This window comes from Streptomyces sp. BRA346, from assembly GCF_052851135.1.
This window is the reverse complement of record NZ_JAIWIH010000023.1, coordinates 55,271-79,949: the sequence shown is the minus strand read 5'-3', so window position 1 is coordinate 79,949 and position 24,679 is coordinate 55,271. Positions and strand designations below refer to the sequence as shown.

The following is a 24,679-nucleotide window of genomic DNA, read 5'->3' as shown; positions in this document are numbered from 1 at the left end:
GAATTCAACAGGCCATGACCTTGTACGACCACACAAACGGCAGCACCGCCCGCGAGAAAGATCCCCGCCGTGGCCTCCCCGCCCTTCCCCGCCCGTCCCGGGTCCCCTGCCCGCCTCGTCGTCCTCGTCTCCGGCTCCGGTACGAACCTCCAGGCGCTCCTCGACGCCATCGCCGACGACGGCGCCGCGGCGTACGGCGCCGAGGTCGTGGCCGTCGGCGCCGACCGCGGCGACATCGCCGGACTGGAGCGCGCCGAGCGCGCCGGCATCCCCACCTTCGTGTGCCGCGTGAAGGACTACGCGAGCCGCGCCGAGTGGGACGCGGCGCTGGCGGACCGTACGGCCGCGTACGAGCCGGACCTGGTGGTCTCGGCGGGGTTCATGAAGATCCTGGGCAAGGAGTTCCTGGCCCGCTTCGGCGGCCGGTGTGTCAACACCCACCCGGCCCTGCTGCCCAGCTTTCCCGGCGCCCACGGGGTGCGCGACGCGCTCGCGTACGGCGTGAAGGCGACCGGGTGCACCGTCCACTTCGTCGACGACGGGGTCGACACCGGCCCGATCATCGCCCAGGGCGTGGTCGAGGTCCGGGACGAGGACGACGAGTCCGCTCTGCACGAGCGGATCAAGGAAGTCGAGCGCTCGCTGCTCGTCGAGGTCGTGGGGCGTCTGGCGCGTCACGGCTATCGCATTGAGGGACGAAAGGTAAGGATCCCGTGACCGCCGAAGGTACCAAGCGGCCCATCCGCCGCGCGCTGGTCAGCGTGTACGACAAGACGGGGCTGGAGGAGCTGGCCCAAGGGCTGCACGCGGCGGGTGTCCAGCTCGTCTCCACCGGCTCGACGGCCGCGAAGATCGCTGCGGCGGGCGTTCCGGTGACCAAGGTCGAGGAGCTGACCGGCTTCCCCGAGTGTCTGGACGGCCGCGTCAAGACCCTGCACCCGCGCGTCCACGCGGGCATCCTCGCCGACCAGCGCCTCGACGCGCACCGCGACCAGCTCGCCGAGCTGGGCGTCGAGCCGTTCGAGCTGGTCGTCGTCAACCTCTACCCGTTCCGCGAGACGGTCGCCTCGGGCGCCTCGCCCGACGAGTGCGTCGAGCAGATCGACATCGGCGGTCCGTCGATGGTCCGCGCCGCCGCCAAGAACCATCCGTCCGTGGCGGTCGTCGTCAACCCGGCCGCGTACGGCGACGTGCTCAAGGCCGCCGCCGACGGCGGCTTCGACCTGGAGCGGCGCAAGCGCCTGGCGGCCGAGGCGTTCCAGCACACCGCTGCGTACGACGTGGCGGTGGCCAACTGGTTCGCCGACAACTACGCGGCCGACGAGGGCGACTGGCCGGACTTCACCGGCGCGACCTTCACCCGGCAGCAGGTCCTGCGCTACGGCGAGAACCCGCACCAGCCCGCCGCGCTCTACAGCGACGGCAGCGGTACGGGCCTCGCGCACGCGGAGCAGCTGCACGGCAAGGAGATGTCGTACAACAACTACGTCGACACCGAGGCCGCCCGCCGCGCCGCGTACGACCACGCCGACCCGTGCGTCGCGATCATCAAGCACGCCAACCCCTGCGGGATCGCCACCGGCGCGGATGTGGCCGAGGCGCACCGCAAGGCGCACGCCTGCGACTCGCTGTCGGCCTTCGGCGGTGTGATCGCCGTCAACCGCCCGGTGTCGGTCGCCATGGCGGAGCAGGTCGCCGAGATCTTCACCGAGGTCATCGTCGCCCCCGCGTACGAGGACGGCGCGGTCGAGGTGCTGGCCCGCAAGAAGAACATCCGCGTGCTGCGCTGCGCCGACGCCCCCGCCGTGGCCACCGAGCGGCGCCCCATCGAGGGCGGCACGCTGATGCAGGCCAAGGACCGGTTCCAGGCCGAGGGCGACGACCCGGCCCACTGGACCCTGGCGAGCGGCGAGGCACTGGACGCCGACGGCCTCGCCGAGCTGGCCTTCGCCTGGCGCGCCTGCCGGGCGGTCAAGTCCAACGCGATCCTGCTCGCCAAGGACAGCGCCACGGTCGGCGTCGGCATGGGCCAGGTCAACCGCGTCGACTCGGCGAAGCTGGCCGTGGCCCGGGCGGGCGAGGAGCGGGCGGCCGGTGCGTACGCCGCGTCCGACGCCTTCTTCCCGTTCCCGGACGGCTTCGAGGTGCTGGCCGAGGCGGGCGTCAAGGCCGTGGTGCAGCCGGGCGGCTCGGTCCGTGACGAGCAGGTGGTCGAGGCGGCCCGCAAGGCGGGCGTCACCATGTACTTCACCGGTACGCGGCACTTCTTCCACTGAGCGGTCCCGCGACGTGACGACCCGGAGGCCGCACCCCGAGATCAGGGGTGCGGCCTCCGCCGCCCACCCCCACTCCAACCCCTCGCACGGGACCTGAGTGGAATCGATGTCCCCGCATCCGGGAGGATGAAGCCATGACCGCCCAGATTCTCGATGGCAAGGCAACCGCCGCCGCGATCAAGTCCGATCTCGTCAGCCGCGTGGAGGCGCTGAAGGCCAAGGGCGTCCATCCCGGCCTCGGAACCCTGCTCGTCGGCGACGACCCGGGCAGCAAGTGGTACGTCGCGGGCAAGCACCGCGACTGCGCCCAGGTCGGCATCGCGTCCATCCGCCGCGACCTGCCCGACACCGCCACCCAGGAGGAGATCGAGGCGGCGGTCCGCGAGCTGAACGAGGACCCGGCCTGCACGGGCTACATCGTCCAGCTGCCGCTGCCCAAGGGCATCGACACCAACCGGGTGCTGGAGCTGATCGACCCGGCCAAGGACGCCGACGGGCTGCACCCGATGAGCCTCGGCAAGCTGGTGCTGAACGAGACCGCGCCGCTGCCGTGCACGCCGCAGGGCATCATCCAGCTGCTGCGCCACCACGGCGTGGAGATCAACGGGGCGCACGTGGTGGTCGTCGGTCGCGGCATCACCGTCGGCCGGTCGATCGGGCTGCTGCTCACCCGCCGCTCCGAGAACGCGACGGTCACCCTGTGCCACACCGGCACCCGTGACCTGGCCGCGCAGCTGCGCCAGGCCGACATCATCGTGGCGGCCGCCGGGGTGCGGCACCTGGTCAGGGCCGAGGACGTCAAGCCGGGCGCCGCGGTGCTCGACGTGGGCGTCAGCCGGGACGAGCACGGCAAGATCGCCGGCGATGTGCACCCCGATGTCGCCGAGGTCGCGGCCTGGATCTCGCCGAACCCGGGCGGCGTCGGCCCCATGACGCGCGCTCAGCTGCTGGTCAACGTCGTGGAGGCGGCCGAGCGGGACGCGAAGGCGGCCGCCGACGGCGGTGCCGGTCATGACGGCTGAGGCGAGCGAAGACCCCGCGAGCGGTCAGGCGGGGCAGACGGGCCAGGCGGCTCGGACCGCTCGGGCGGCGGCCGAAGACTCCGCAGACTCGGCGGCCACGGGCCCGGCGGGCGCTCAGGCCCCGGCGGGTGCTGCGGCCCCGGGAGGCAAGCCGATCGTCGCGGAACTGCCCGGGCTGCTGCTCCGCAAGTCCCGCCGCTTCCCGTTGATCACCCGGGACACCGCGCGCCCGCAGGGCGGCGGCCGGGCCGCGCCCGGCAGCGCCCCGTCGGCCGCCCGGCAGTGGCCGTTCCTGGCGGTGGTGGGCGGCGTCGCGCTGGGGCTGCTGATCGTCGCGCTGGACGGATACCGGTTGGGCACGGCGCTGATCGGGCTGTCCCTGCTGGCGGGCGCGGCGCTGCGGTGGGCGCTGCCGGAGGTGGGGATGCTGGCCGTACGGTCGCGCTTCACCGACCTGCTGACGTACGGCGGGCTCGGCGCGGTGATCCTGCTGCTGTCGCTGATGGTCCAGCCGAACCCCTGGATCAAGCTTCCGTTCCTTCAGGACGTGGTGCACTTCACGGTCCGCTAGTCCGCGCCCTCCGCGCGGCCCGTCAGCCGAACGGCGGCCCGTCCTCACCCCCCGCGGGAGGACGGGCCGCCGTTGGCTTGTTCGCATCCCCCGCGGTCCGGTCGGCGGTCCGCCCTCTCCCCCGAAGAAGGACGGACCGCCTGGTGAACAGGGTTGTGTGTCAGCTGTGCGGGATCAATGGACGTCGAACCCCTGTGGCTCGGAAGTGACCGTTCCGCAACGAGGTATCGGCTGCGCAACGATGAGCCGGCGCCGGGGGAGTACGCCCCCGGGCCCGAAATGCTCCGATGCGCCCCTGCGGGGAGAACTGACATCCTGGGGCAAGGCATCTCTTTGGGTAGTCAGATCGACGCCCCGGGAAGCCGGCACGGGGACCAGACCAAGGGGAACCACCAGGTACGTACGGGGGGACAGGGGGAGGCACATGCCTCGTTGGAGGGACTTGCCGGAGGAACTCGACCCGCAGGTGCGGGAGTTCACCGGGCAGTTACGCGGACTCGTCGACCGCAGCGGTCTGAGCGTCGTGGCCATCGCCGACCGCACGGGCTACAGCAAGACCTCCTGGGAGCGCTACCTCGGCGGCAGACTCCTGCCGCCGCAGGGCGCGGTGGAGGCGCTGGCCGAGGCGACGGGGGCGGACGCGGGTCACCTCGGCATCCTGTGGGAGCTGGCGGAGCGGGCCTGGAGCCGCGCCGAGATGCGGCACGACGTCACGATGGAGGCGATCCGGGTCGACCGGGCGCGGGCGGCGCTGGAGGAGTTCGCGCCGCCGCCGGCGGAGAAGGGGGCGGAGAAGAAGAACGGACGCAAGTCGGCGAAGTCCCGCCCGGCCGCCGACGTGTCCACCGGCGACCGGAACGCTCGGAGCGGCCAGAACGCTCAGCCTGGTCAGGGCGCTCAGAGTGCTCCGGCCGACCAGGGCGCCCGGACCGTGCAGGGCGTCCAGGGTGTTGACGTTCCCGAACCCGAACAGCCCCTGGTGGAGCCCGTTCCGGCGGCGTCCTCGCGCGCGTGGCCCACGTTGCCCGTACCCGACGCGCCGCCCGCACCACCCGTATCGAGCGCGCCGCCCGCGTCGCCCACACCGCCCGTACCGCCCGGGGTCGACGAGCCGGGGCCGCCGCGCCCCGCGGAGCGGCCCCGGCGCCGTATCGCGCTGTTCGCCGGGGGCGTCGTCGGCACGCTGCTGATCGTGGCCGGAGCGGTCCTCCTGGTCGGTCAGGGCGACGACGAGAAGCGGGACCGGAAGCCGGTCACGTCCCCCGCCACCACCGCCTCCCGGCTCCCGGCCGGGGTGAAGTGCTCCGGGAACGGCTGTGCGGGCAAGGACCCCGAGGCCATGGGCTGCGGCGGCAAGTACGCCAGGACGACAGCGAACGCGATGGTCGGGACGGCGTACATCGAGGTCCGCTACAGCAAGGTCTGCGGCGCCGCGTGGGCCCGCATCGCCCAGGCGGCCCCCGGCGATCTGGTCGAGGTCGGCGCCCCCGCCAAGGGCGGCGGGCAGGACCGTACCGAGCGCGGCAAGGTGGACGCGGACGGCGACGCGTACACCCGGATGGTCACGGCGGACGCCAACCCGCGGGCCACCGCGTGCGCGACCCTCGCCGGCGGACAGCGCGGCTGCACGCCGCGGGAAGGCACCCCGCAGGGCGCTGCCCAGGGCACCCCGCAGGGCGCTGCCCAGGGCACCCCGCAGGGCACCGCCCAAGGGGCTCCTCAGGGGTGACAGAGCGGTGCGCCGAGCCCGCCGCGGACCCGTCCGGGGGAATTTTCCGGCGGGAGGGAATGGCGCCGGGGAATCGGGGCAGACGCAGGCCGACCCCCCACGGGTGCGGCACCGGGCGGCCGTCTGTACTCCCCCTCCTGGCAGACGGCCGCCGGGGCGTGACCGGTGAGAAGCGACACAGAGGCCCGGGGATGCGCGCGCTCCGCCGTCGGATAGCCTGACGCAGGTATCTCGACACCAAGAGATCTCGGACAAACACAGCGCAGGAGACCGCCATGACCCGCACTCCCGTCAATGTCACCGTCACCGGCGCGGCAGGCCAGATCGGCTACGCGCTGCTCTTCCGCATCGCCTCCGGTCAGCTCCTCGGCGCCGACGTGCCGGTGAAACTGCGGCTTCTGGAGATTCCCCAGGGGCTGAAGGCGGCCGAGGGCACCGCGATGGAGCTGGACGACTGCGCGTTCCCGCTGCTGCGCGGCGTGGACATCTCCGACGACCCGAACGTCGCCTTCGACGGCGCCAACGTCGCGCTGCTGGTCGGCGCCCGCCCGCGCACCAAGGGCATGGAGCGCGGCGACCTGCTGGAGGCCAACGGCGGCATCTTCAAGCCGCAGGGCAAGGCCATCAACGACCACGCGGCGGACGACATCAAGGTCCTGGTCGTGGGCAACCCGGCCAACACCAACGCGCTGATCGCCCAGGCCGCCGCCCCGGACGTACCGGGCGACCGCTTCACCGCGATGACGCGCCTGGACCACAACCGCGCGCTGTCGCAGCTCGCCCAGAAGACCGGGGTGCCGGTCGGCGAGATCAAGAAGCTCACGATCTGGGGCAACCACTCCGCCACCCAGTACCCGGACGTCTTCCACGCCGAGGTCGCGGGCAAGAACGCCGCCGAGGTCGTCAACGACGAGCAGTGGCTGGCCGACACCTTCATCCCGACCGTCGCCAAGCGCGGCGCCGCGATCATCGAGGCCCGGGGCGCGTCCTCGGCCGCCTCCGCCGCCAACGCCGCCATCGACCACGTCCACACGTGGGTCAACGGCACCGACGCCGGTGACTGGACCTCGGCCGGTGTGGTCTCCGACGGCTCGTACGGCGTGCCGGAGGGCCTGATCTCGTCCTTCCCGGTCACCGCCAAGGACGGGCAGTTCGAGATCGTCCAGGGCCTGGACGTCAACGAGTTCTCCCGCACTCGCATCGACGCGTCGGTGAAGGAGCTGGAGGAGGAGCGCGAGGCCGTGCGCGGTCTGGGCCTCATCTGACGCACCCCGCCGCGGACTTCTGAGCCCCACCCCGTTGCGGACTTCTGAAGGGTCACCCTCCGTTATTCACTCCGGAGAGTGACCCTTCGGCTATTCCCTGTCCTTGCGCCCCACCGTCTCCTACCGTAAGAGGGGTTGACGCCGGCCTCGGGGGGAGAGCATGGGCTCAGGCAGTCGTAGTGATCACGCGTCCAGACACGCGGCCAGTGAGGCCACGCGTCTGCTGTGCGCGGGGGCGTATCTGGACGATGACTTCCGGGACACCGTCGTGGACGAGTTATTGGTCCACGAGGAGCGCGTCGTGGCGCCGTCGCTGGGCATCGACGCCTCCCGGGTGCTCGCCCACGCGCTGCGCGCCCGCCGTCTGGAGGCGGGCTGGACCCTGCTGCTGATCGCCCTCTGGGCGCTGCACCTCCTGCTGGCCAAGGGCTTCTTCGTCATCTTCCTGCTGTCCTGCGGGCTGTTGCTGCTGGCGACGTGGGCCAGGGGCGGTGCCTCGGGCCCCTTCCGCGCCGACTATCCGGGCTCCGACGGGATCGCGCCCGCCCGGCGGCGGCTGGCCGCGGTGCTGCGGGTGTTCGGGGTGCTGCTGCTCATCGCCTACGTGTCCTCCGCGCTGGAGCTGGTCCTGACGGACGACCCGGAGCCCAGCGCCCTGGAGGAGAGCACCTCGCTGTCGGGACTGACGGCCGGGGCGGGCGCCGGGGCCGCCTGGGCGGCGCTGCTGATCCCCACCGCGATGGCCGCGGCGGTCGCCCTGCACCGCGAGCACGTGGCCCGGGTGCTGTCCGCCGACCTCGATCCGCGGACCTTCGCCGCTCCGGCCGAGGACCCCGCCGAGCGCTCCGGCAGCGCCCGCTTCCGGCGGGTGCGGGAACTGATCCGGCGCGAGCAGCACGCGCCCGTGATCCTCTACCACGATCAGCACCCCTTCCTCGGGGCGGGCACCGCGCACGCCACGTGGACGCTCGCGGTCGAGCTGCGCCCGCGCGAGGGCCGTACGACGGTGCCGCTCGACAACCGGGAGATCCTGGAGCGGATCCGGCCGCTGGTGGAAAACCTGCGCACCCCGTCCGCCAGGACCCCCGCCCGGAACGGCGCCCGCACCGCCACGGTGCCGCGGCAGCCGGTCGAGGTCCGCGACCGGCTGCGCGGTCTGGAGCTGGACGAGTGCGTGTTCGTGAAGGCCACCGGGCTGCGCAGCCGCTCCCTCGCGCCGCACGGCGAGGCGCACTTCGAGCGGGAGCGGGCGGAGGCGGTCGAGGAGGGCGGCGAGGTCCGGCGGCACTTCCTGCGCATCCGGGTCGGAGCCTGGCAGGAGGAGGTCGTCACCACCGTTTTCGTCCGGGTGCACACCCAGGGCGGCATGCTGATGGTGGAGTTCGCGCCGCATGTGCTGCGCCCGATCCGCCCGGACTTCCGCGCGATCGACCGGCTCACCGACTCCCACCGCCGCGGCGGGCTGCCGGGCAAGGTGCTGTGGGCGGTGGCCCGGACGCCCACGGCCGCGGGCCGCGTGCTGATCCACGGCTTCCGGATGATCGCCTTCTTGGTGCGGACGTACACGGGCGCCTATGCCGCGGCCATCCCCGACGGGCCCTGGAAGTCCGTGCGCGAGCTGGGCAGCGACGAGGGCGCCTCGCTCTTCCAGGAGATGGACGTCAGCCGCTATCTGAAGAGCGTCGAGGACCGGGTGGCCAACGGGGTGCGGCAGGCGCTGGACGAAGCCGGATGGGAGACCGGCGAGTTCGAGCAGAAGATCATCAACGTGAGCGGTGGCGGCATCTTCATCGAGTCCGCGCAGGACAGCGCCATCACCGTCGGCGACAACAACACGGTGAGCAACACCAGGGGCAACGGAGGGGGAGGCGGCCATGGGGACGGCTGAGAGGGACGAGGACAGCGGCGCGGGCACGGCCGGAGGCCAGGGCGGGCCGCGGTTCGGGAACATCCGCATCGGCAATGTGCGCGGCGGTGTCGTCGGCATCGGCGACCACAACCACATCGTGAACGGGCCGCAGGAGCGCGCCGCCTGCGACCCCGCGTACGAGGAGCTGCTGCGCGCCGTCCAGCAGCTCTCCGCCGACCTGGAGCGGCTGGTCGCCACCCCCGAGCTCGGTGCGCTGTCGGACGAACTGGCCGGTGCCCAGGACGAGATCCGGCGCACCGGCCGCGCCGGGGCGGGCCGCCTCGCCCGGCTCCGGGTGCTGTTGCAGGACGCCGGGGCCGGGATCGGCATGCTGGCGTCGGGCGTCGCGGTCGGCCAGGCGGTCGGCGCGCTGCTGGGCGGCTGAGATGAGCACGCCGAGTGACGAGCGCGGCCCCCGCTGGGACGAGGCCGCGCAGCGCTGGGTGGGGGAGGGTGCCGAGCCGCCCGCCCCGGGCAGACGGCCGCCCAGCCCGCACCGGGGGCCGGTGCTGCTCGTGGTGCTGGCCGTCGTGCTGCTCAGCGGCATCGGCGTCGGCACCTGGCACCTGCTGGCGGACGGCGGCGATGACACGGCGAACGAGAGCAGCGGCCCGAGCGCGACCGCGTCCGGCTGGGACAGCGGCTCGCCCTCGCCGTCCGATGCCGTGCCGTCGTCGGGGCCGCCGTCCGCGTCGCCGTCGGGGTCGGCCGTCGCGGGCAGCGGGCCACCGGAGGGGTATCAGCGCACCGCGGACCCGGAAGGGTTCACGCTGGACGTCCCGGTGGGCTGGCAGCGCGTCAAGCGCGATACGGGGGTCTTCTACGAGTCGTCCGACGCGAGCCGTCTGCTCCAGGTCTTCGCCCTGACCAGTCCGCAGGTCACCCCGTACGAGGCGCTGAAGCAGGCCGAGACCAGCCTCAAGAAGAACCCGGGCTACAAGCGGTACGGGCTGAAGCGGCTCGGCCCGGGCGACGATGCCGACGCGGAGCTGCAATACGGCTACCGCAGCGAGAAATACGGGCAGCGCCGCGTCGTCGACCGTGCCTTCACCGGGCCGGATGGCGTGCAGTACGCGGTGCTGGTGGCGGGCCCGTCCGATGAGTGGCCGCGTCAAGTGGAGCGGCAGCGGGTCGCGTTGGGCGCGTTCTGCCCCACCGCATACTGCCCGGCGGGCTGACGCGCGTACATCTCCGGTGGCGAACTATCCGGCATCGGCGCGGTAGCGGACGTGGCCGAAGCGCGCATACTGGGTAAACCGTATGTCGGCTTACTCGGTTAACTCGGCTTATGGGTAGAAAAATGCGATGTAGGGGGAGCAGGCATGTCTGACGGGGGTTCGGAGCCGGGCGCGGAGACGCGGCGGGTGGTGCAGGCGGTCGCGGTCACGGTGTTCCTGACCGCGGGGATCGCGTTCTCCGGCTGGGTGGCGTTCGGCGGTGACGGAACGACTCGGAACCAGGCGGCCCCGCTGCCCTGGGACCGCGCGACCCCCACGCCCTCGGCGTCCGCGGACGCCACCGCGCCGGGCGATGTCTATCCCGCGCCCGAGACCGGCGCGCCCACCGAGCTGCCGTCGGGGCTGCCGAGCGCCTCGCCGTCCGGCCTGCCCTCGGCGTATCCGTCCGGGTCGCCGGATGCGTCCGCCTCGGCGGTGCCGTCCCTGACGGGCTCCGCGCCGCCCGCGGGCTTCAGCACCGAGCGCGACCCGGAGGGCTTCGACATCGCCGTCCCCGAGGGATGGCGGCGGACGGTAGAGGGGCCGAGCGTCTTCTACACCTCGCCCGACGACTCCACCATGATCCAGGTCTTCGAGCTGCACGGCCCCGAGTCCACCCCGTACGAGTCGGCGCAGGAGGCCGAGCGGCTGGCGGCCCGCAGCCGCGGCTACGAGCAGATCACCCTCGCCCAGCTGGGCGCGGCCGCGATGGCCCCCGCCCAGCTGGAGTACACGTACCAGAGCAAGGAGTCCGGCGCCCGCCGGATACTCGACCGCCGCTTCGCCGCGCAGAACGGCACCATGTACGCGGTGCTGATCATCGGCCCCGCCGACGACCGGGCGGAGGAGCAGTCGCTCCATGACACCGTGCTGAAGACCTTCTGCCCCACCGCCTACTGCACCGCTTCGTAGGGGGTGCCTTGCCGATCATGCCGGGCTCGCGACGCCGCTGTGACATCAGCCGCTGCCGCGGCGGGCGGCACCTCGCGGCCCCGCGCTCGTCGCTCCCCCAGCTACCGCTGGGAGGGGCCCCCTGACGCCGCTCGCTGATCCGGCCTGATCGACAAGGCACCCCCTGGACCGCCTCTACCTCCGCCTCGCGTGAGCCGTGCCACTTTCAAGAAAAATTTGCGCATACGTTTCGCGCAACCGGTAAGGGGTCCCTGTTGCTGGCGTGGCCAGCAGAAACGCTCGCAACACCAGAAGGCTGAGGTAGACGTGTCGGCAGTCGAGACCATTCATGTGGACGGGGTGTGGCGGGCGGCCGCATCCGGCGCGCAGCGGGAGGTTCTCGACCCCGCGGACGCCACCACGCTCGCGGTCGTGGCCGAGGGCGGCGCCGAGGACACCGACGCGGCCATCGCCGCCGCGCGCCGCGCCTTCGACAGCGGCCCCTGGCCGCACACCCCCGTCGCCGAGCGGGCGGCCCTGCTGCGGCGGGTCGCCGATCTGCTCCAGCGCGACCGGGAGGTGATCGCGCTCCTGGAGAGCCGCGACACCGGCAAGACCCTGGAGGAGGGCCGGGTCGACGTCGACGACGTGACCAACGCCTTCCGCTACTTCGCCGACCTGGCCGCGGGCGAGTCGCCCGGCCGCGTGGTCGACGCGGGTAGCCCCGATGTGCACAGCGTCGTGGTGCACGAGCCGGTCGGCGTGTGCGCGATGATCACGCCCTGGAACTATCCGCTGCTCCAGGCCAGCTGGAAGGTGGCCCCGGCGCTCGTGGCGGGCAACACCTTCGTCATCAAGCCCAGCGAAGTGACCCCGCTGTCCACCGTCCACATGGTGCAGCTGCTGGTCGAGGCGGGCCTGCCGAACGGTGTGGCCAACCTGGTGACCGGCGCGGGCGACCCGGTCGGCGCCCGGCTGTCCGAGCACCCGGATGTGGACCTGGTGTCCTTCACCGGCGGTCTGGTCAGCGGCACCAAGGTGGCCCAGGCCGCCGCGCCCAGCGTGAAGAAGGTCGCCCTGGAACTGGGCGGCAAGAACCCGAACGTCGTCTTCGCCGACGCCTGCGCCACCGACGAGGGCTTCGACACCGCCGTCGACCAGGCGCTGAACGCCGCCTTCATCCACAGCGGCCAGGTCTGCTCGGCCGGTGCCCGGCTGATCATCGAGGAGTCGGTGCGCGAGCGGTTCGTCGCCGAGCTGGTCCGCCGTGCCGAGAAGATCAAGCTGGGCCGCGGCACCGAAGAGGGTGTCGAGTGCGGTCCGCTCGTCTCGGCCCAGCAGCTCGCCAAGACCCAGGCGTACGTGGCGTCCGCCCTGGAGGAGGGCGCGGTGCTGCGGACCGGCGGCAAGCAGCCCGAGCCGTCCGACGTCCGCCCCGCGAGCGGTTACTTCTACCTGCCGACCGTGCTCGACCAGTGCCACCGTGAGATGCGGGTCGTCCGCGAAGAAACGTTTGGCCCGATCCTTTCGGTGGAGTCCTTCAGCACCGAAGATGAGGCTGTGACGCTCGCCAACGACACCGAATACGGCCTGGCCGGCGCGGTCTGGTCGTCCGACACCGCGCGCGCCCGCCGGGTCGCCGCGCGGCTGCGTCACGGCACCGTGTGGATCAACGACTTCCACCCCTACCTCCCGCAGGCCGAATGGGGCGGCTTCGGCAAGTCCGGCGTCGGGCGCGAGCTGGGCCCGGCGGGCCTGGACGAGTACCGCGAGACCAAGCATGTCTACGAGAACCTGCGGCCCAGCCCGGTGCGCTGGTTCGGCGGCTGACGCCCCGCCACCGGCCCCCGCCCGGGGCGGCACGGCCGGGCCCGGACCTCCCGCCGGGCCCGGGCCCCGTCGTGTCCGGTGACGGCGTCCGGCGACTCCCCCTTCGTCCGCAACCCCCATCTCCCTCCGGGGACGGCCCACGGTCCGCACCCGTGCGGGCCGTCCCGGAAGACCGGAAGACCGCGAGGAGTAACTCCCACCATGCCCGTACCTGACGCATACGATTACGTCGTCATCGGCGGCGGTACCGCCGGATCGGTGATCGCCTCCCGGCTCACGGAGGACCCGGACGTCCGCGTCGCCGTGATCGAGGGTGGCCCCTCCGACATCGACCGCCCCGATGTCCTCACCCTGCGCCGCTGGTTGGGTCTGCTCGGCGGCGACCTGGATTACGACTACCCCACCGTCGAGCAGCCGCGCGGCAACTCGCACATCCGGCACAGCCGCGCCCGGGTGCTGGGCGGATGCTCCTCGCACAACACGCTGATCTCCTTCAAACCGCTGCCGGGCGACTGGGACGAGTGGGCCGAGGCGGGTGCCGAGGGCTGGGACGCCACCGCCATGGACCCGTACTTCCAGAAGCTGCGCAACAACATCGTTCCGGTGGACGAGAAGGACCGGAACGCGATCGCCCGGGACTTCGTGGAGGCCGCCCAGGCCGCCGCCGACGTGCCGCGCATCGAGGGCTTCAACAAGAAGCCGTTCCACGAGGGCGTCGGCTTCTTCGACCTCTCGTACCACCCGGAGAACAACAAGCGCTCCTCGGCGTCGGTCGCCTATCTGCACCCCTTCCTCGACCGGCCGAACCTCCACATCATGCTGGAGACCTGGGCGTACCAGCTGGAGCTGGACGACAGCGGCCGGGCCACCGGCGTCCACGTCCGCACCAAGGACGGCGAGGAGATCCTCGTCGAGGCGCGGACCGAGGTGCTGGTCTGCGCGGGCGCGGTGGACACCCCGCGGCTGCTGATGCACTCCGGCATCGGCCCCAAGGCCGACCTGGAGGCGCTGGGCATACCCGTCAAGGTCGATCTGCCGGGAGTCGGTGAGAACCTGCTCGACCACCCCGAGTCGGTGATCGTGTGGGAGACGGACGGCCCGATCCCGGACAACTCCGCGATGGACTCGGACGCCGGCCTGTTCGTACGCCGCGACCCGGAGTCCAAGGGTCCGGATCTGATGTTCCACTTCTACCAGATCCCGTTCACCGACAACCCCGAGCGACTGGGCTACGAGAAGCCCGAGCACGGCGTGTCGATGACCCCCAACATCCCCAAGCCGCGCAGCCGCGGCCGCCTCTACCTGACGAGCGCGGACCCCGAGGTCAAGCCCGCCCTCGACTTCCGCTACTTCACGGACGAGGAGGACTACGACGGCCGCACCCTGGTCGACGGCATTCGGCTCGCCCGCGAGATCGCCAAGACCGAACCGCTGGCCGGCTGGCTCAAGCGCGAGGTGTGCCCGGGCCCGGAGATCACTTCGGACGAGGAGATCAGCGAGTACGCCCGCAAGGTCGCCCACACCGTCTACCACCCCGCGGGCACCTGCAAGATGGGCGCCACCGACGACGACCTCGCCGTGGTCGGCCCCGATCTGCGGATCCGTGGCCTGTCCGGCATCCGGATCGCGGACGCGTCCGTCTTCCCGACGATGCCCGCTGTCAACCCCATGATCGGAGTACTGATGGTCGGTGAGAAGTGTGCGGACCTTCTGGTCGGTGAGCGTGATCAGGTCAGGTACCGATCGCGAGACCGAGCCGCTCAGCTTGCTCCGGGAGGTGAGGCGTGATGGCTACGACCCTGGCCTCCGAGACGCCCGACAGCCCCAAGACCTCTGAGACCGGCGACCGCACCCCGGTGTTCTCGGTGCGCGGCATGTGGAAGGTGTTCGGCCCGAAGGCCGACCGCGTTCCCGGCTCGCCCGACGCCGAGCTGTCCGCCGCGGATCTGCGCGCCCGTACCGGCTGCACGGCCGCCGTCCGGGACGTCTCCTTCGACGTCGAACCAGGCGAAGTGTTCGTGGTGATGGGACTGTCCGGCTCCGGCAAGTCCACCCTGGTGCGCTGCCTCACCCGTCTGATCGAGCCGACCTCCGGGACGCTGAAGATCGACGGCGAGGACGTCATGGCCATGGACAAGGCCCGGCTGCGCGATCTGCGCCGCCACCGCGCCGCCATGGTCTTCCAGCACTTCGGGCTGCTGCCGCACCGCTCCGTCCTCGACAACATCGCCTACGGCCTGGAGATCCAGGGCGTCGGCAAGGCCGAGCGCCGCGCCAAGGCCGCCGAGATGGTGGAGAAGGTCGGCCTCAGCGGCCTGGAGAACCGTCGCCCCGGCCAGCTCTCCGGCGGTCAGCAGCAGCGTGTGGGCCTGGCCCGGGCGCTCGCCGTCGACCCCGAGGTGCTGCTGTTCGACGAGCCGTTCAGCGCGCTCGACCCGCTGATCCGCCGCGACATGCAGGAGGAGGTCATCCGGCTGCACCACGAAGAGCGCCGGACGATGGTGTTCATCACCCATGACCTCAGCGAGGCGCTGCGGCTCGGCGACCGCATCATGCTGATGCGCGACGGCGGCATCGTGCAGCTCGGCACCCCGGAGGAGATCGTCGGCTCCCCGGCCGACGACTACGTACGGGACTTCGTTCGCGATGTGCCGCGCGAGCAGGTGCTGACCGTGCGCCGCGCGATGCGCCCCGCGACGTCCGACGAGAAGGACGACGGGCCCGCGCTGACCCCGGGCACCACCGTCGCCGACGCGATCGAGGCCGTGGCCCGTTCCGGCGGCCCCGCGCGCGTCGTCGACGGCGGCCGCTGCCTGGGCGTCGTCGACCACGCCTGCCTGCTCAGCGTCGTCGCGGGCCTGGACGGGAAGGAGGCGACCGCCGCATGAGTACGCCCCTGACCCCCTTCCCGCCCGGCGGCACCGGGAGGCGCGTGTGAGCGCGACGACCACCCGCCCCCGTACCGACCCCGGCACCGGGCCGCCCGCGGGCAAGACCGCCGCGGACGAAGCGCGCCCGTCGCTGCTGCGCACGGTCGTCAGCAGCCGGACCGTCCGCAAGCTCGCGGTGCTCGCCGTGATCGCCGCCGTGCTCGTACCGCTCGCCCACGCCAAGTGGGCCGGTGCCAGTTGGCCCGGCGCGCTGACCGTCGATGTGTCCGGTCCGCTGGAAAAGGCCAGCGACTGGATCCTCGACAACCGCGACAGCCACTGGATCTTCCTCTACTTCTTCGGCCACATCAGCCAGGCCATCATCACCGGCGTCCGCGTCGTCTACGTCGCCCTGCTCACCCTCGGCTGGGCCGGTGTCACCGCCGGTCTGACCCTGCTCGCCTGGCGGCTCGCGGGGGTGCGGGTCGCGGTGACGACCTTCGTGTCCCTCGCCGTCTGCGGAGTGCTGGGCATGTGGGTGCCGACGATGCAGACGCTCGCGCTGATGACCGTGGCCGTTGCCGCCTCCGTCGTCATCGGCGGACTGCTGGGGCTGGCCGGCGGGCTCTCCGAGTGGGCGTTCCGGGCGCTGCGTCCGGTGCTGGACACCATGCAGGTGCTGCCCGCGTTCGCCTATCTGCTGCCCGTTGTGATGATCTTCGGCAACGGCGTGCCCGGCGCGGTGCTGGCCACCGTGATCTACGCGGCTCCGCCCATGGCCCGGCTCACCGCCCTCGGCCTGCGCGGCGCGGACGCCGGGGTGCTGGAGGCCGTGGCCTCGCTCGGCGCGACCTGGCGGCAGCGGCTGCTGTCCGCCCGGTTCCCGCTGGCCCGCAAGGAACTGATGCTGGGCATCAACCAGACGATCATGATGGCGCTGTCCATGGCCGTGATCACGTCCGTGATCGGCGGCGGCGGTCTCGGTGACCGCGTCTACCAGGCGCTGTCCAGCGTCGACGTCGGCAAGGCGCTCGCCGCGGGGCTCCCGATCGTGCTCCTCGCCGTCGTGATGGACCGCACCATCGGGGCGGCGGGCGAGCGGCTCGGCACGCCCCCGGCCGAGGGCGGCTCCCGGCTGCTGCGCGGCTGGCCCGCGTGGGCGGGTGTCGCGGTGATCACCGCGGTCATCACCGTCGCCGGACGGCTGAGCGGCTCCCAGACCTGGCCGGGCGGCTGGACCGTCGCCATCGAGGGACCCGTCAACCAGTTCAAGGAATGGATGGTCGACCACCTCTACACCGGTGTGCCGGTCATCGGCGGCACCGCCGAATGGGCCGCGGACTACCTCAAGTGGGTCCTCGACCCGCTGCGTGAGGGGCTCCAGGGCATCCCGTGGTACGGGGTCCTGCTGATCGTCGCGGCGCTGGCCTGGCTGATCGGCACCTGGGCCACCGCGCTGACCGCCACCGCCGCCATGGCCGCGATCGGCGTGCTCGGCGTGTGGAAGTCGTCCATGGACACCCTGTCCCAGGTGCTGGCGGCCGTGGTCGTCACGCTGGTCCTCGGTTTCGCGATCGGCATCTGGGCCGCGCGCAGCGCCCGGCTGGAGCGCATACTGCGTCCGGTGCTGGACGTGTGCCAGACCATGCCGCAGTTCGTTTACCTGATCCCCGTGGTCGCGCTGTTCGGCGTCGGCCGCGCCCCGGCGGCGGCCGCGGCCATCGTCTACGCGCTGCCCGCCGTCATCCGCATCACCACCCAGGGGATCCGGAACGTCGACCCGTCCGCGCTGGAATCGGCGCGCTCGCTCGGCGCCACGCAGGGGCAGCAGTTGCGCCAGGTCCAGTTGCCGCTGGCCCGTCCGGCGCTGCTGCTCGCCGTCAACCAGGGTGTGGTGCTGGTGCTGGCCGTGGTCGTCATCGGTGGTCTGGTCGGCTCGGGTGCGCTCGGCTACGACGTGCTGTTCGGCCTGGCGCAGGGCGACCTGGCGACCGGTCTGGTGGCGGGCGCGGCGATCGTCTGCCTGGGGCTGATGCTCGACCGGGTGACCCAGCCGACCGCGCGCCGCGAGAAGAAGGGGGCCTGAGATGGCTACGGCCCATAACCCGCGCCGTCGGCAGCTGCTGATGGCCGCCACCGGGGTCACGGCCCTGCTCACCGCGACCGGCTGCGGCGCGGCGGACATGTCCAAGCAGTCCTCGCCGTACGCCAATGTGGGCGGCGCGAAGAGTGTGACGCTCTCCGTCCAGTCCTGGGTCGGCGCACAGGCCAACGTGGCCGTCGCCCAGTACCTGCTGGAGCATGAGCTGGGCTACCACGTCGACACCGTCCAGGTGGACGAGATTCCGGCGTGGGACGCGCTCAGCCAGGGCCGGGTGGACGCGATCCTGGAGGACTGGGGTCACCCGGAGCAGGAACAGCGCTACGTCAAGGACAAGAAGACGATCGCGTCGGGCGGCGGCCTCGGCGTCACCGGCCACATCGGCTGGTGGGTGCCGAAGTACTTCGCCGACAAGCATCCGGACGTCCTCAACTGGAAGAACCTCAACAAGTACGCCAAGACCTTCAAGACCGCGGAGAGCGGTGGGAAGGGCCAGCTGCTGGACGGCTCCCCGTCCTATGTCACCAATGACAAGGCGCTGGTGAAGAACCTGAAGCTGAACTACGAGATCGTCTTCGCCGGTTCGGAGTCAGCCCAGATCACCCAGCTCAAGCAGTTCGCCAAGCAGAAGAAGCCCTTCCTGTCGTACTGGTACGAGCCGCAGTGGCTGTTCAACCAGGTGCCGATGGAAGAGGTGAAGCTGCCGAAGTACACGGACAAGTGTGCTGCGGAGGGCGCCAAGGACCCCGACTCCTTCGACTGCGCCTACCCGACCACCCCGCTCCAGAAGTACCTCAACGCGGACTTCGCGAAGGAGGGCGGCAAGGCCGCCGCCTTCCTGAAGAAGTTCAAATGGACCAAGAAGGACCAGAACGAGGTATCCGAGCTGATCGCCTCGGACGGGATGTCGGCACAGGACGCGGCCGAGAAGTGGGTCAAGGCGCACCCGGACGTCTGGAAGCAGTGGCTGCGCTAGGCGGCTGTTGAAAGAGGCGCGTCTTCGTAAGAGCCCCCCGAAGGCGTCACCCGGCCGGGCCCCGCATCGTCCCCCTCATGGGGTGGACGGCGCGGGGCCCAGCTGCTGTGCCAGGTCGCGCGCGGCGGCCATCGTCGCGCGGAAGAGCCGGGGGCCGAAGGTGACGCGGGTGGCGCCGAGCCGCCCCAGCTCGGCGGGCGAGGGGCCGTCCGGTGCGAAGGCCGCCGCGTTGACCGGTACGCCGACGGCGGCCGCGAACCGGGGCAGCAGCTCCGGCGGCGCGAAGATCGGGTAGACACAGTCCGCGCCCGCCGCCGCATAGGTCCGCCCGCGCTCGATCGCCGCCTCGGCCGCGCGCTCGGCGTCCTCGGGCCCGCCCTGGGCGAACTCGCCGCGGGCGAAGACATCGATCCGGGCGTTGATCACCAGGCTGTCGCCCGCCTCGGCCCGCACCGCCGCCAGCCGGTCCGCCTGCTCCCGCGGGTCGGTCAGCTGCTTGGTCAGCGCGTCGGAGTCCTCCAGGTTGCAGCCCACCGCCCCGGTCTCCAGCAGCCGTTCGACCAGCTCCTTGGCGTCGAGGCCGTAGCCGCTCTCCAGGTCCGCCGATACCGGCACCTCCACGGCCCGGACGATCCGGGCCACCGCGGCGAACATCTCCTCGGCCGGTGTCCGGCCGTCCTGGAAGCCCAGCGACGCCGCGATCCCGGCGCTCGGCGTCGCCAGTGCCGGGAAGCCCGCGTCCACGAAGGCGCGGGCCGAACCGGCGTCCCAGGGACCGGGCAGCACGAGCGGCGACTCCGCGTCCCGGCCGTGGTGCATCGCCCGGAACGCCCTGGCCTCGGCCGTGGCGCTGGTCGTCATGGATCCCCCTCGTTCTCAGCCCGCGGTCGGCTTGTAGGAACCCGGGACCTTGCGGGTGGTCACCCCGATCCGGTTCCAGGCGTTGATGGTGAAGATGAGCGCGATGAGCTGGGCCAGCTCCTGCTCCTCGAAGTGCTTGGCGGCCCGGTCGTACACCTCGTCCGACACGCCGTCGGGCAGGACGGTGACCGCCTCGGTCAGGGCGAGCGCGGCCTGCTCCTTCTCGGTGTAGACCCCGGCCGCCTCCTCCCACGCGTTGAGCAGATAGATCCGCTCCTCGGACTCGCCCGCCGCCCGGGCGTCCTTGATGTGCATGTCGATGCAGAACGCACAGTGGTTGATCTGCGAGGCGCGGATCTTGACCAGCTCCGTCAGCGACGGCTCCAGACCCTGACGGGCCGCTGCGTCCAGCTGGATCATGGCCTTGTAGACCGCGGGGGCGGCGTGCGCGAAGCTCATCCGGGGACCGTGCGGGGAGGTGCTCTCCGATGTCGTCATGCGGTCCACGCTAGAACCTCACCAGCCCAGGGGTATGGTCCACTTTCATGGAGGATTCGTGGGCCACTTCCGGGCCCGGAAAGGCCACGTCCGGGTCCGCACGGGCGAGTTCCGGGACTGGGGCCGGGACTGAGGCCGGGGCCGGGGCCGGGACTGAGGCCGGGGCCGGGGACGCGCAGCCGGGCGGGCTGGGCGCCGATCTGCATCTGGACCTGCCGCGGGGCGGGACCACCGGGGTGCGGGCCGCGCTCATCCGCTCCCTGCGCGACGCCGTACGCAGCGGCCGCCTCGCCCCCGGCACCCGGCTGCCCTCCTCCCGCACCCTCGCCGCCGACCTCGGCATCGCCCGCAACACGGTGGCCGACGCCTACGGCGAACTCGTCGCCGAGGGCTGGCTCACCGCCCGGCAGGGCTCCGGCACCCGGGTCGCCCGGCGCGTCGTCCCGCCCGAGCCCGCGCCGCCGCGCACCCCACCGGCCGCCGCCGTGGCCGCCACCCGCCCGGCGTACGACCTGCGGGCCGGGTCGCCCGACGTCTCCGCCTTCCCCCGCTCCGCCTGGCTGTCCGCCGCCCGGCGCGCCCTGACCGCGGCACCCAGCGACGCCTTCAACTACGGCGACCCCAGCGGGCGGCCGGAACTGCGCCGGGTCCTGTCCGACTATCTCGCGCGCGCCCGCGGGGTGCGGGCCGCGCCCGAACGGATCGTGGTCTGCTCCGGGTTCATCCAGGGACTCGCCCTGCTCAGCCGGGCGCTGCACAGGGACGGCCACCGCGCGATCGCCGTCGAGTCCTACGGACTCGACCTCCACTGGAGCGTGCTGCGCCGCAGTGGACTGCGCACCGTGCCGCTGCCGGTCGACGGGCGGGGTGCCCGCACCGGCGAACTGGACAGCCTCACCGACGTACGGGCCGCGCTGCTCACCCCCGCGCACCAGTTCCCCACCGGCGTCGCCCTGGATCCCGACCGGCGGTCCGCCGTGGTCGACTGGGCGTCCCGGACCGATGGGCTGGTGCTGGAGGACGACTACGACGGCGAATTCCGCTACGACCGCCAGCCGGTGGGCGCGCTCCAGGGGCTGGACCCGGAACGGGTGGTCTACCTGGGCACGGCGAGCAAGAGCCTGGCGCCCGCGCTGCGGCTGGCCTGGATGGTGGTGCCGGACCATCTGCTGGACCGGCTGCTGGCGGTCAAGCAGACGGGGGAGTGGCAGTCGGGGGCGCTGGACCAGCTGACGCTCGCGGAGTTCATCGCCTCGGGCGCGTACGACCGCCATGTGCGCGGGATGCGGCTGCGCTACCAGCGGCGCCGCGACCAGCTGGTGGCGGCGCTGGCCGAACGCGCTCCGCGGGTGCGCGTCACGGGCATCGCGGCCGGACTGCACGCGGTGCTCGAACTGCCGCCGGGCACCGTGCGCTCCGTCCTCCAGGGCGCGGCCTGGCAGGGCCTGGCCATGGAGGGTCTGAACCGCTACCGGTACCGCGAGGCGGGCGCGCCGGGAGCGGGCGGACCCGAGCCGGACGAACTGGTCTTCGCCTATGGGGCGCCGCCCGAGCACGCCTTCGCGGGCGCCCTGGACGCGCTGTGCCGGGTGCTGCCCTGAACGGGCGACTCCCCACCCCCGGCGTTCACTTGTGCGATAAGCCCCTCTAGGGTGGGCGGACCAACGAACGGGGGAGCAGGACCAATGGAACGGAAAGGCCCACGACGGCTGCGGTCGAGCACGGTGATCCTGGGCGGGATGGGCGCCCTCGCGGCGGCCCTCACCTCCTGCGGGTCGGAGCCCGACAAGCGCTGTGTCGACCGGGACAGCTACGACTTCGCCAGGGGCTACCGCGTCGTCGACTCCAGTGCCTGCAACGGCTCTTCGGGCTCCACGGGCGGCAAGAAGAAGAGCGGCCGCGGCACCACCCAGCGGGTCGACGGCGACTGGTACTACGACGCCGACGTCGACGGCCGCTGGGCGGACTACGGCACCTTCAGCAAGAGCCAGGCCGCCGACCGCGGCGGCTTCGGCTGCTCGGGATCCGGCGGCGGCTGACCGGACGACCACCCGATGAAGCGTCACATCATGGACCTCCGTGCCGACTGGCAGGCCACGGTCGAGGAGCAGGGGGTCATCTACCCGCTGACCCGCTACCCGGACGGCTCGCTGCGCCCGTACTGGGACGAGAGCGCCTACTACGCCTTCACGCTGCCCGAGGTCGAGGCCCTGGAGGAGGTGGTCGAGGAGCTGCACCGGATGTGTCTGGCGGCGGCCGCCCACATCGTCGACCACGACCGCTTCGCCGACCTCGGCATCGACGATCCGCGGGTGGCCGGGCTGGTCGCCGAGTCCTGGCACCGGCGGGCCGAACAGCCCAGTGTCTACGGCCGGTTCGACCTGCGGTACGACGGAGGCCCGGGCCCGGCGAAGCTGCTGGAGTACAACGCGGACACGCCCACCTCGCTGGTGGAGGCGGCGAGCGCCCAGTGGTTCTGGATGGAGGACCGCTTCCCCGGCGCCGACCAGTGGAACTCGCTGCACGAGCGGCTGGTCGACGCCTGGCGGAAGCAGGCCGCCCTGCTGCCGCCGGGCGTGCCCCTGTACTTCGCCCACTCGGCCGGGGACGAGCTGGGCGAGGACCTGATGACCGTCGCCTACCTGCGGGAGACGGCCGAACAGGCGGGGCTGCGGACCGAGGCGATCTCCATGGAGGACATCGGCTGGGAACGGCTCTCCGGCCGCTTCGTGGACATGCGGCACCGCTTCATCCGCGCCTGCTTCAAGCTCTACCCCTGGGAGTGGCTGGTCACCGACCGGTTCGGCGCCCATGTGCTGGACACGATCGACAACGGCGGCGGCACCGGCTCCACCCTGTGGATCGAGCCCGCCTGGAAGATGCTGCTGTCCAACAAGGCGCTGCTGGCCATCCTGTGGGAGCTGTACCCCGGCCACCCCCATCTGCTGCCCGCCTACCTCGACGGTCCCCGCGAACTGGCCCGCACCACCGGCTACGTGGCCAAGCCGCTGCTCGGACGGGAGGGTGCGGGCGTCACCGTGCACCAGCCGGGCGCGGAGCCCGTCATCCGTGACGAGCCCTGCTGCTACCAGGAGTTGGCCCCGCTGCCCGACGTGGACGGCAACCGGGTGGTGCTCGGTGCGTGGGTGGTGGAGGACGAACCGGCGGGGCTCGGCATCCGGGAGTCGGCCGGGCTGATCACGGACGAGTACGCGCGCTTCATCCCGCACGTGATCCTCTGAGCGGCGCCGCGGCGACAGGAGTAACCACGCGAGCAAGGTGAGCAACGTGAGCACCACGACGCTTGCGGTCATTCCGCCAGCACCGCCCTGAGCTGGTCCAGGCCCCAGTCGAGGTCCTCCTCGCCGATCACCAGGGGCGGTGCGATCCGGATGGTGGACCCATGGGTGTCCTTGACCAGCACCCCGCGGTCCATCAGCCGCTCGGAGATCTGCCGCCCGGTGCCGCGGGACGGCTCGATGTCCACCCCGGCCCACAGCCCGCGCCCCCGCACCGCCTCCACCGCCCCGCCGTGGGCCATGTGCGCCAGTTCCCGGTGCAGATGCTCGCCCAGCTCCGCCGCCCGCCCCTGGAACTCCCCGGTCCGCAGCATGGCGATCACCTCCAGCGCGACCGCGCAGGCGAGCGGATTGCCGCCGAAGGTCGAGCCGTGCTCCCCGGGTCGGTGGACGCCCAGCACCTCGGCGGACGACACGACCGCCGACACCGGGACCACCCCGCCGCCCAGCGCCTTGCCCAGCACATAGACGTCCGGAACGACGCCCTCGTGCTCACAGGCGAAGGTCTTCCCCGTGCGGCCCAGGCCCGACTGGATCTCATCGGCGATGAACAGCACGCCCCGCGCCCGGGTCAGCGCGCGCACCCCGGCCAGATATCCGGGCGGCGGCACCAGCACCCCCGCCTCGCCCTGGATGGGCTCCAGCAGCACGGCGACCGTCTCCTCGGGCCCGGCGTCGAGCGCCGTCTCCATGGCCGCCAGATCGCCGTACGGCACGATGTCGAACCCCGGCGTGTACGGGCCGTGGTCCGCGCGGGCCTCCGGGTCGGTGGAGAAGCTGATGATCGTGGTCGTGCGGCCGTGGAAGTTGTTGTCCGCGACGATGATCCTGGCCCGCCCGTCCGGCACGCCCTTGACCCGGTAGCCCCATTTGCGGGCGGTCTTGATCGCCGTCTCGATCGCCTCCGCGCCGGTGTTCATGGGCAGCACCGTCTCCATCCCGCACAGCTCGGCCAGCTCCGCGCAGAAGGCGGCGAACCGGTCGTGGTGGAACGCGCGCGAGGTGAGCGTGACCCGCTCCAGCTGCGCCTTGGCGGCGTCGATCAGCCGCCGGTTGTGGTGCCCGAAGTTGAGCGCGGAATACCCGGCGAGCAGATCAAGATACCGGCGGCCTTCGACATCGGTCATCCACGCCCCCTCGGCGGAGGCCACGACGACCGGAAGCGGATGGTAGTTGTGCGCACTGTGGGCCTCGGCGGCCGCGATGGCGCGCTCCGAGGGGCGTTCGGTCGAGGTCAAGACGTCCTCCGTTCCGTGTGACCACGTAGGGGCTGTGACACCACCGAGGGGCTGCGGCACCACCGAGGGGCTGCGGCACCACCCATGGGGACACCACCCAGGGTGGGGGTGTGCACCGTGGCTGGC

The 24,679-nt window shown here is 72.2% G+C and carries 21 protein-coding genes; 18 read left to right on the top strand and 3 right to left on the bottom strand.

The genetic code is table 11. From position 1 onward, the window contains the following. Positions 1–69 precede the first annotated feature (69 nt). The 15 genes from purN to LCH29_RS26100 all read left to right on the top strand — a co-directional run bounded on the left by purN (position 70) and on the right by LCH29_RS26100 (position 18,657). On the top strand, positions 70–717 hold the full coding sequence (gene purN, locus LCH29_RS26170; protein WP_446464167.1) for a phosphoribosylglycinamide formyltransferase: 648 nt from the start codon (positions 70–72) through the stop codon (positions 715–717). Next, on the top strand, positions 714–2,276 hold the full coding sequence (gene purH / locus LCH29_RS26165; protein ID WP_446464166.1) for a bifunctional phosphoribosylaminoimidazolecarboxamide formyltransferase/IMP cyclohydrolase: 1,563 nt from the start codon (positions 714–716) through the stop codon (positions 2,274–2,276). Before purN ends, purH begins: the two co-directional genes overlap by 4 nt. Before the next feature lie 134 nt (positions 2,277–2,410). After that, entirely contained in the window at positions 2,411–3,298 is an 888-nt protein-coding gene (locus LCH29_RS26160) for a bifunctional methylenetetrahydrofolate dehydrogenase/methenyltetrahydrofolate cyclohydrolase (RefSeq protein ID WP_446464165.1), read from the top strand. Further along, complete coding sequence (locus LCH29_RS26155) at positions 3,288–3,869, top strand: DUF3017 domain-containing protein (RefSeq protein ID WP_446464164.1); 582 nt, start codon at positions 3,288–3,290, stop codon at positions 3,867–3,869. Before LCH29_RS26160 ends, LCH29_RS26155 begins: the two co-directional genes overlap by 11 nt. Positions 3,870–4,293: 424 nt before the next feature. Continuing rightward, a complete protein-coding gene (locus LCH29_RS26150) occupies positions 4,294–5,598 on the top strand; it encodes a helix-turn-helix domain-containing protein (RefSeq protein ID WP_446464163.1) in 1,305 nt (434 codons plus the stop codon). A 275-nt stretch (positions 5,599–5,873) separates the two neighbouring features. Then, complete coding sequence (locus LCH29_RS26145) at positions 5,874–6,863, top strand: malate dehydrogenase (RefSeq protein ID WP_009717128.1); 990 nt, start codon at positions 5,874–5,876, stop codon at positions 6,861–6,863. A gap of 160 nt (positions 6,864–7,023) precedes the next feature. After that, positions 7,024–8,751: a hypothetical protein gene (locus LCH29_RS26140; RefSeq protein ID WP_446464162.1), complete on the top strand. Its 1,728-nt coding sequence runs from the start codon at positions 7,024–7,026 to the stop codon at positions 8,749–8,751. After that, positions 8,738–9,157: a hypothetical protein gene (locus LCH29_RS26135; protein ID WP_446464161.1), complete on the top strand. Its 420-nt coding sequence runs from the start codon at positions 8,738–8,740 to the stop codon at positions 9,155–9,157. The genes LCH29_RS26140 and LCH29_RS26135 overlap by 14 nt, the downstream gene beginning before the upstream one ends. Position 9,158: 1 nt before the next feature. Continuing rightward, a complete protein-coding gene (locus LCH29_RS26130) occupies positions 9,159–9,950 on the top strand; it encodes a hypothetical protein (RefSeq protein WP_446464160.1) in 792 nt (263 codons plus the stop codon). A gap of 144 nt (positions 9,951–10,094) precedes the next feature. Next, positions 10,095–10,901: a serine/arginine repetitive matrix protein 2 gene (locus LCH29_RS26125; RefSeq protein WP_446464159.1), complete on the top strand. Its 807-nt coding sequence runs from the start codon at positions 10,095–10,097 to the stop codon at positions 10,899–10,901. Positions 10,902–11,207: 306 nt separating this feature from the next. Beyond that, on the top strand, positions 11,208–12,710 hold the full coding sequence (locus LCH29_RS26120) for an aldehyde dehydrogenase family protein (RefSeq protein ID WP_446464158.1): 1,503 nt from the start codon (positions 11,208–11,210) through the stop codon (positions 12,708–12,710). A gap of 201 nt (positions 12,711–12,911) precedes the next feature. Beyond that, positions 12,912–14,498, top strand: a complete 1,587-nt coding sequence (locus tag LCH29_RS26115; RefSeq protein WP_446464157.1) for a GMC family oxidoreductase — start codon at positions 12,912–12,914, stop codon at positions 14,496–14,498. Next, positions 14,498–15,598 carry a quaternary amine ABC transporter ATP-binding protein gene (locus LCH29_RS26110; RefSeq protein WP_446464156.1) on the top strand — a complete coding sequence of 367 codons (1,101 nt, stop codon included), beginning with the start codon at positions 14,498–14,500 and terminating at the stop codon, positions 15,596–15,598. Before LCH29_RS26115 ends, LCH29_RS26110 begins: the two co-directional genes overlap by 1 nt. Positions 15,599–15,644: 46 nt before the next feature. Further along, entirely contained in the window at positions 15,645–17,666 is a 2,022-nt protein-coding gene (locus LCH29_RS26105; RefSeq protein WP_446464155.1) for an ABC transporter permease, read from the top strand. A gap of 1 nt (position 17,667) precedes the next feature. Then, a complete protein-coding gene (locus LCH29_RS26100; protein ID WP_446464154.1) occupies positions 17,668–18,657 on the top strand; it encodes an ABC transporter substrate-binding protein in 990 nt (329 codons plus the stop codon). A 75-nt stretch (positions 18,658–18,732) separates the two neighbouring features. Here the strand turns inward: LCH29_RS26100 and LCH29_RS26095 are convergent, their stop codons facing one another. Both LCH29_RS26095 and LCH29_RS26090 read right to left on the bottom strand, forming a co-directional pair. Continuing rightward, the gene (locus tag LCH29_RS26095; RefSeq protein WP_446464153.1) at positions 18,733–19,518 is read right to left on the bottom strand and encodes an isocitrate lyase/PEP mutase family protein; all 786 of its coding nucleotides are present in this window, start codon (positions 19,516–19,518) and stop codon (positions 18,733–18,735) included. A 15-nt stretch (positions 19,519–19,533) separates the two neighbouring features. Then, a complete protein-coding gene (locus LCH29_RS26090) occupies positions 19,534–20,016 on the bottom strand; it encodes a carboxymuconolactone decarboxylase family protein (protein WP_123100332.1) in 483 nt (160 codons plus the stop codon). Positions 20,017–20,063: 47 nt separating this feature from the next. On the opposite strand from LCH29_RS26090, the gene pdxR reads away from it, so the two are divergent. The 3 genes from pdxR to LCH29_RS26075 all read left to right on the top strand — a co-directional run bounded on the left by pdxR (position 20,064) and on the right by LCH29_RS26075 (position 23,258). After that, a complete protein-coding gene (gene pdxR / locus LCH29_RS26085; RefSeq protein ID WP_446464152.1) occupies positions 20,064–21,617 on the top strand; it encodes a MocR-like pyridoxine biosynthesis transcription factor PdxR in 1,554 nt (517 codons plus the stop codon). A gap of 84 nt (positions 21,618–21,701) precedes the next feature. Continuing rightward, positions 21,702–22,055 (top strand): hypothetical protein, encoded by a 354-nt coding sequence (locus tag LCH29_RS26080; RefSeq protein WP_446464151.1) that lies wholly within the window; start codon positions 21,702–21,704, stop codon positions 22,053–22,055. 15 nt (positions 22,056–22,070) lie between these two features. After that, positions 22,071–23,258: a glutathionylspermidine synthase family protein gene (locus LCH29_RS26075; RefSeq protein ID WP_446464150.1), complete on the top strand. Its 1,188-nt coding sequence runs from the start codon at positions 22,071–22,073 to the stop codon at positions 23,256–23,258. Positions 23,259–23,326: 68 nt separating this feature from the next. Here LCH29_RS26075 and rocD read toward each other — a convergent pair whose 3' ends face one another. Beyond that, positions 23,327–24,553, bottom strand: a complete 1,227-nt coding sequence (gene rocD / locus LCH29_RS26070) for an ornithine--oxo-acid transaminase (protein ID WP_446464149.1) — start codon at positions 24,551–24,553, stop codon at positions 23,327–23,329. Positions 24,554–24,679 lie beyond the last annotated feature (126 nt).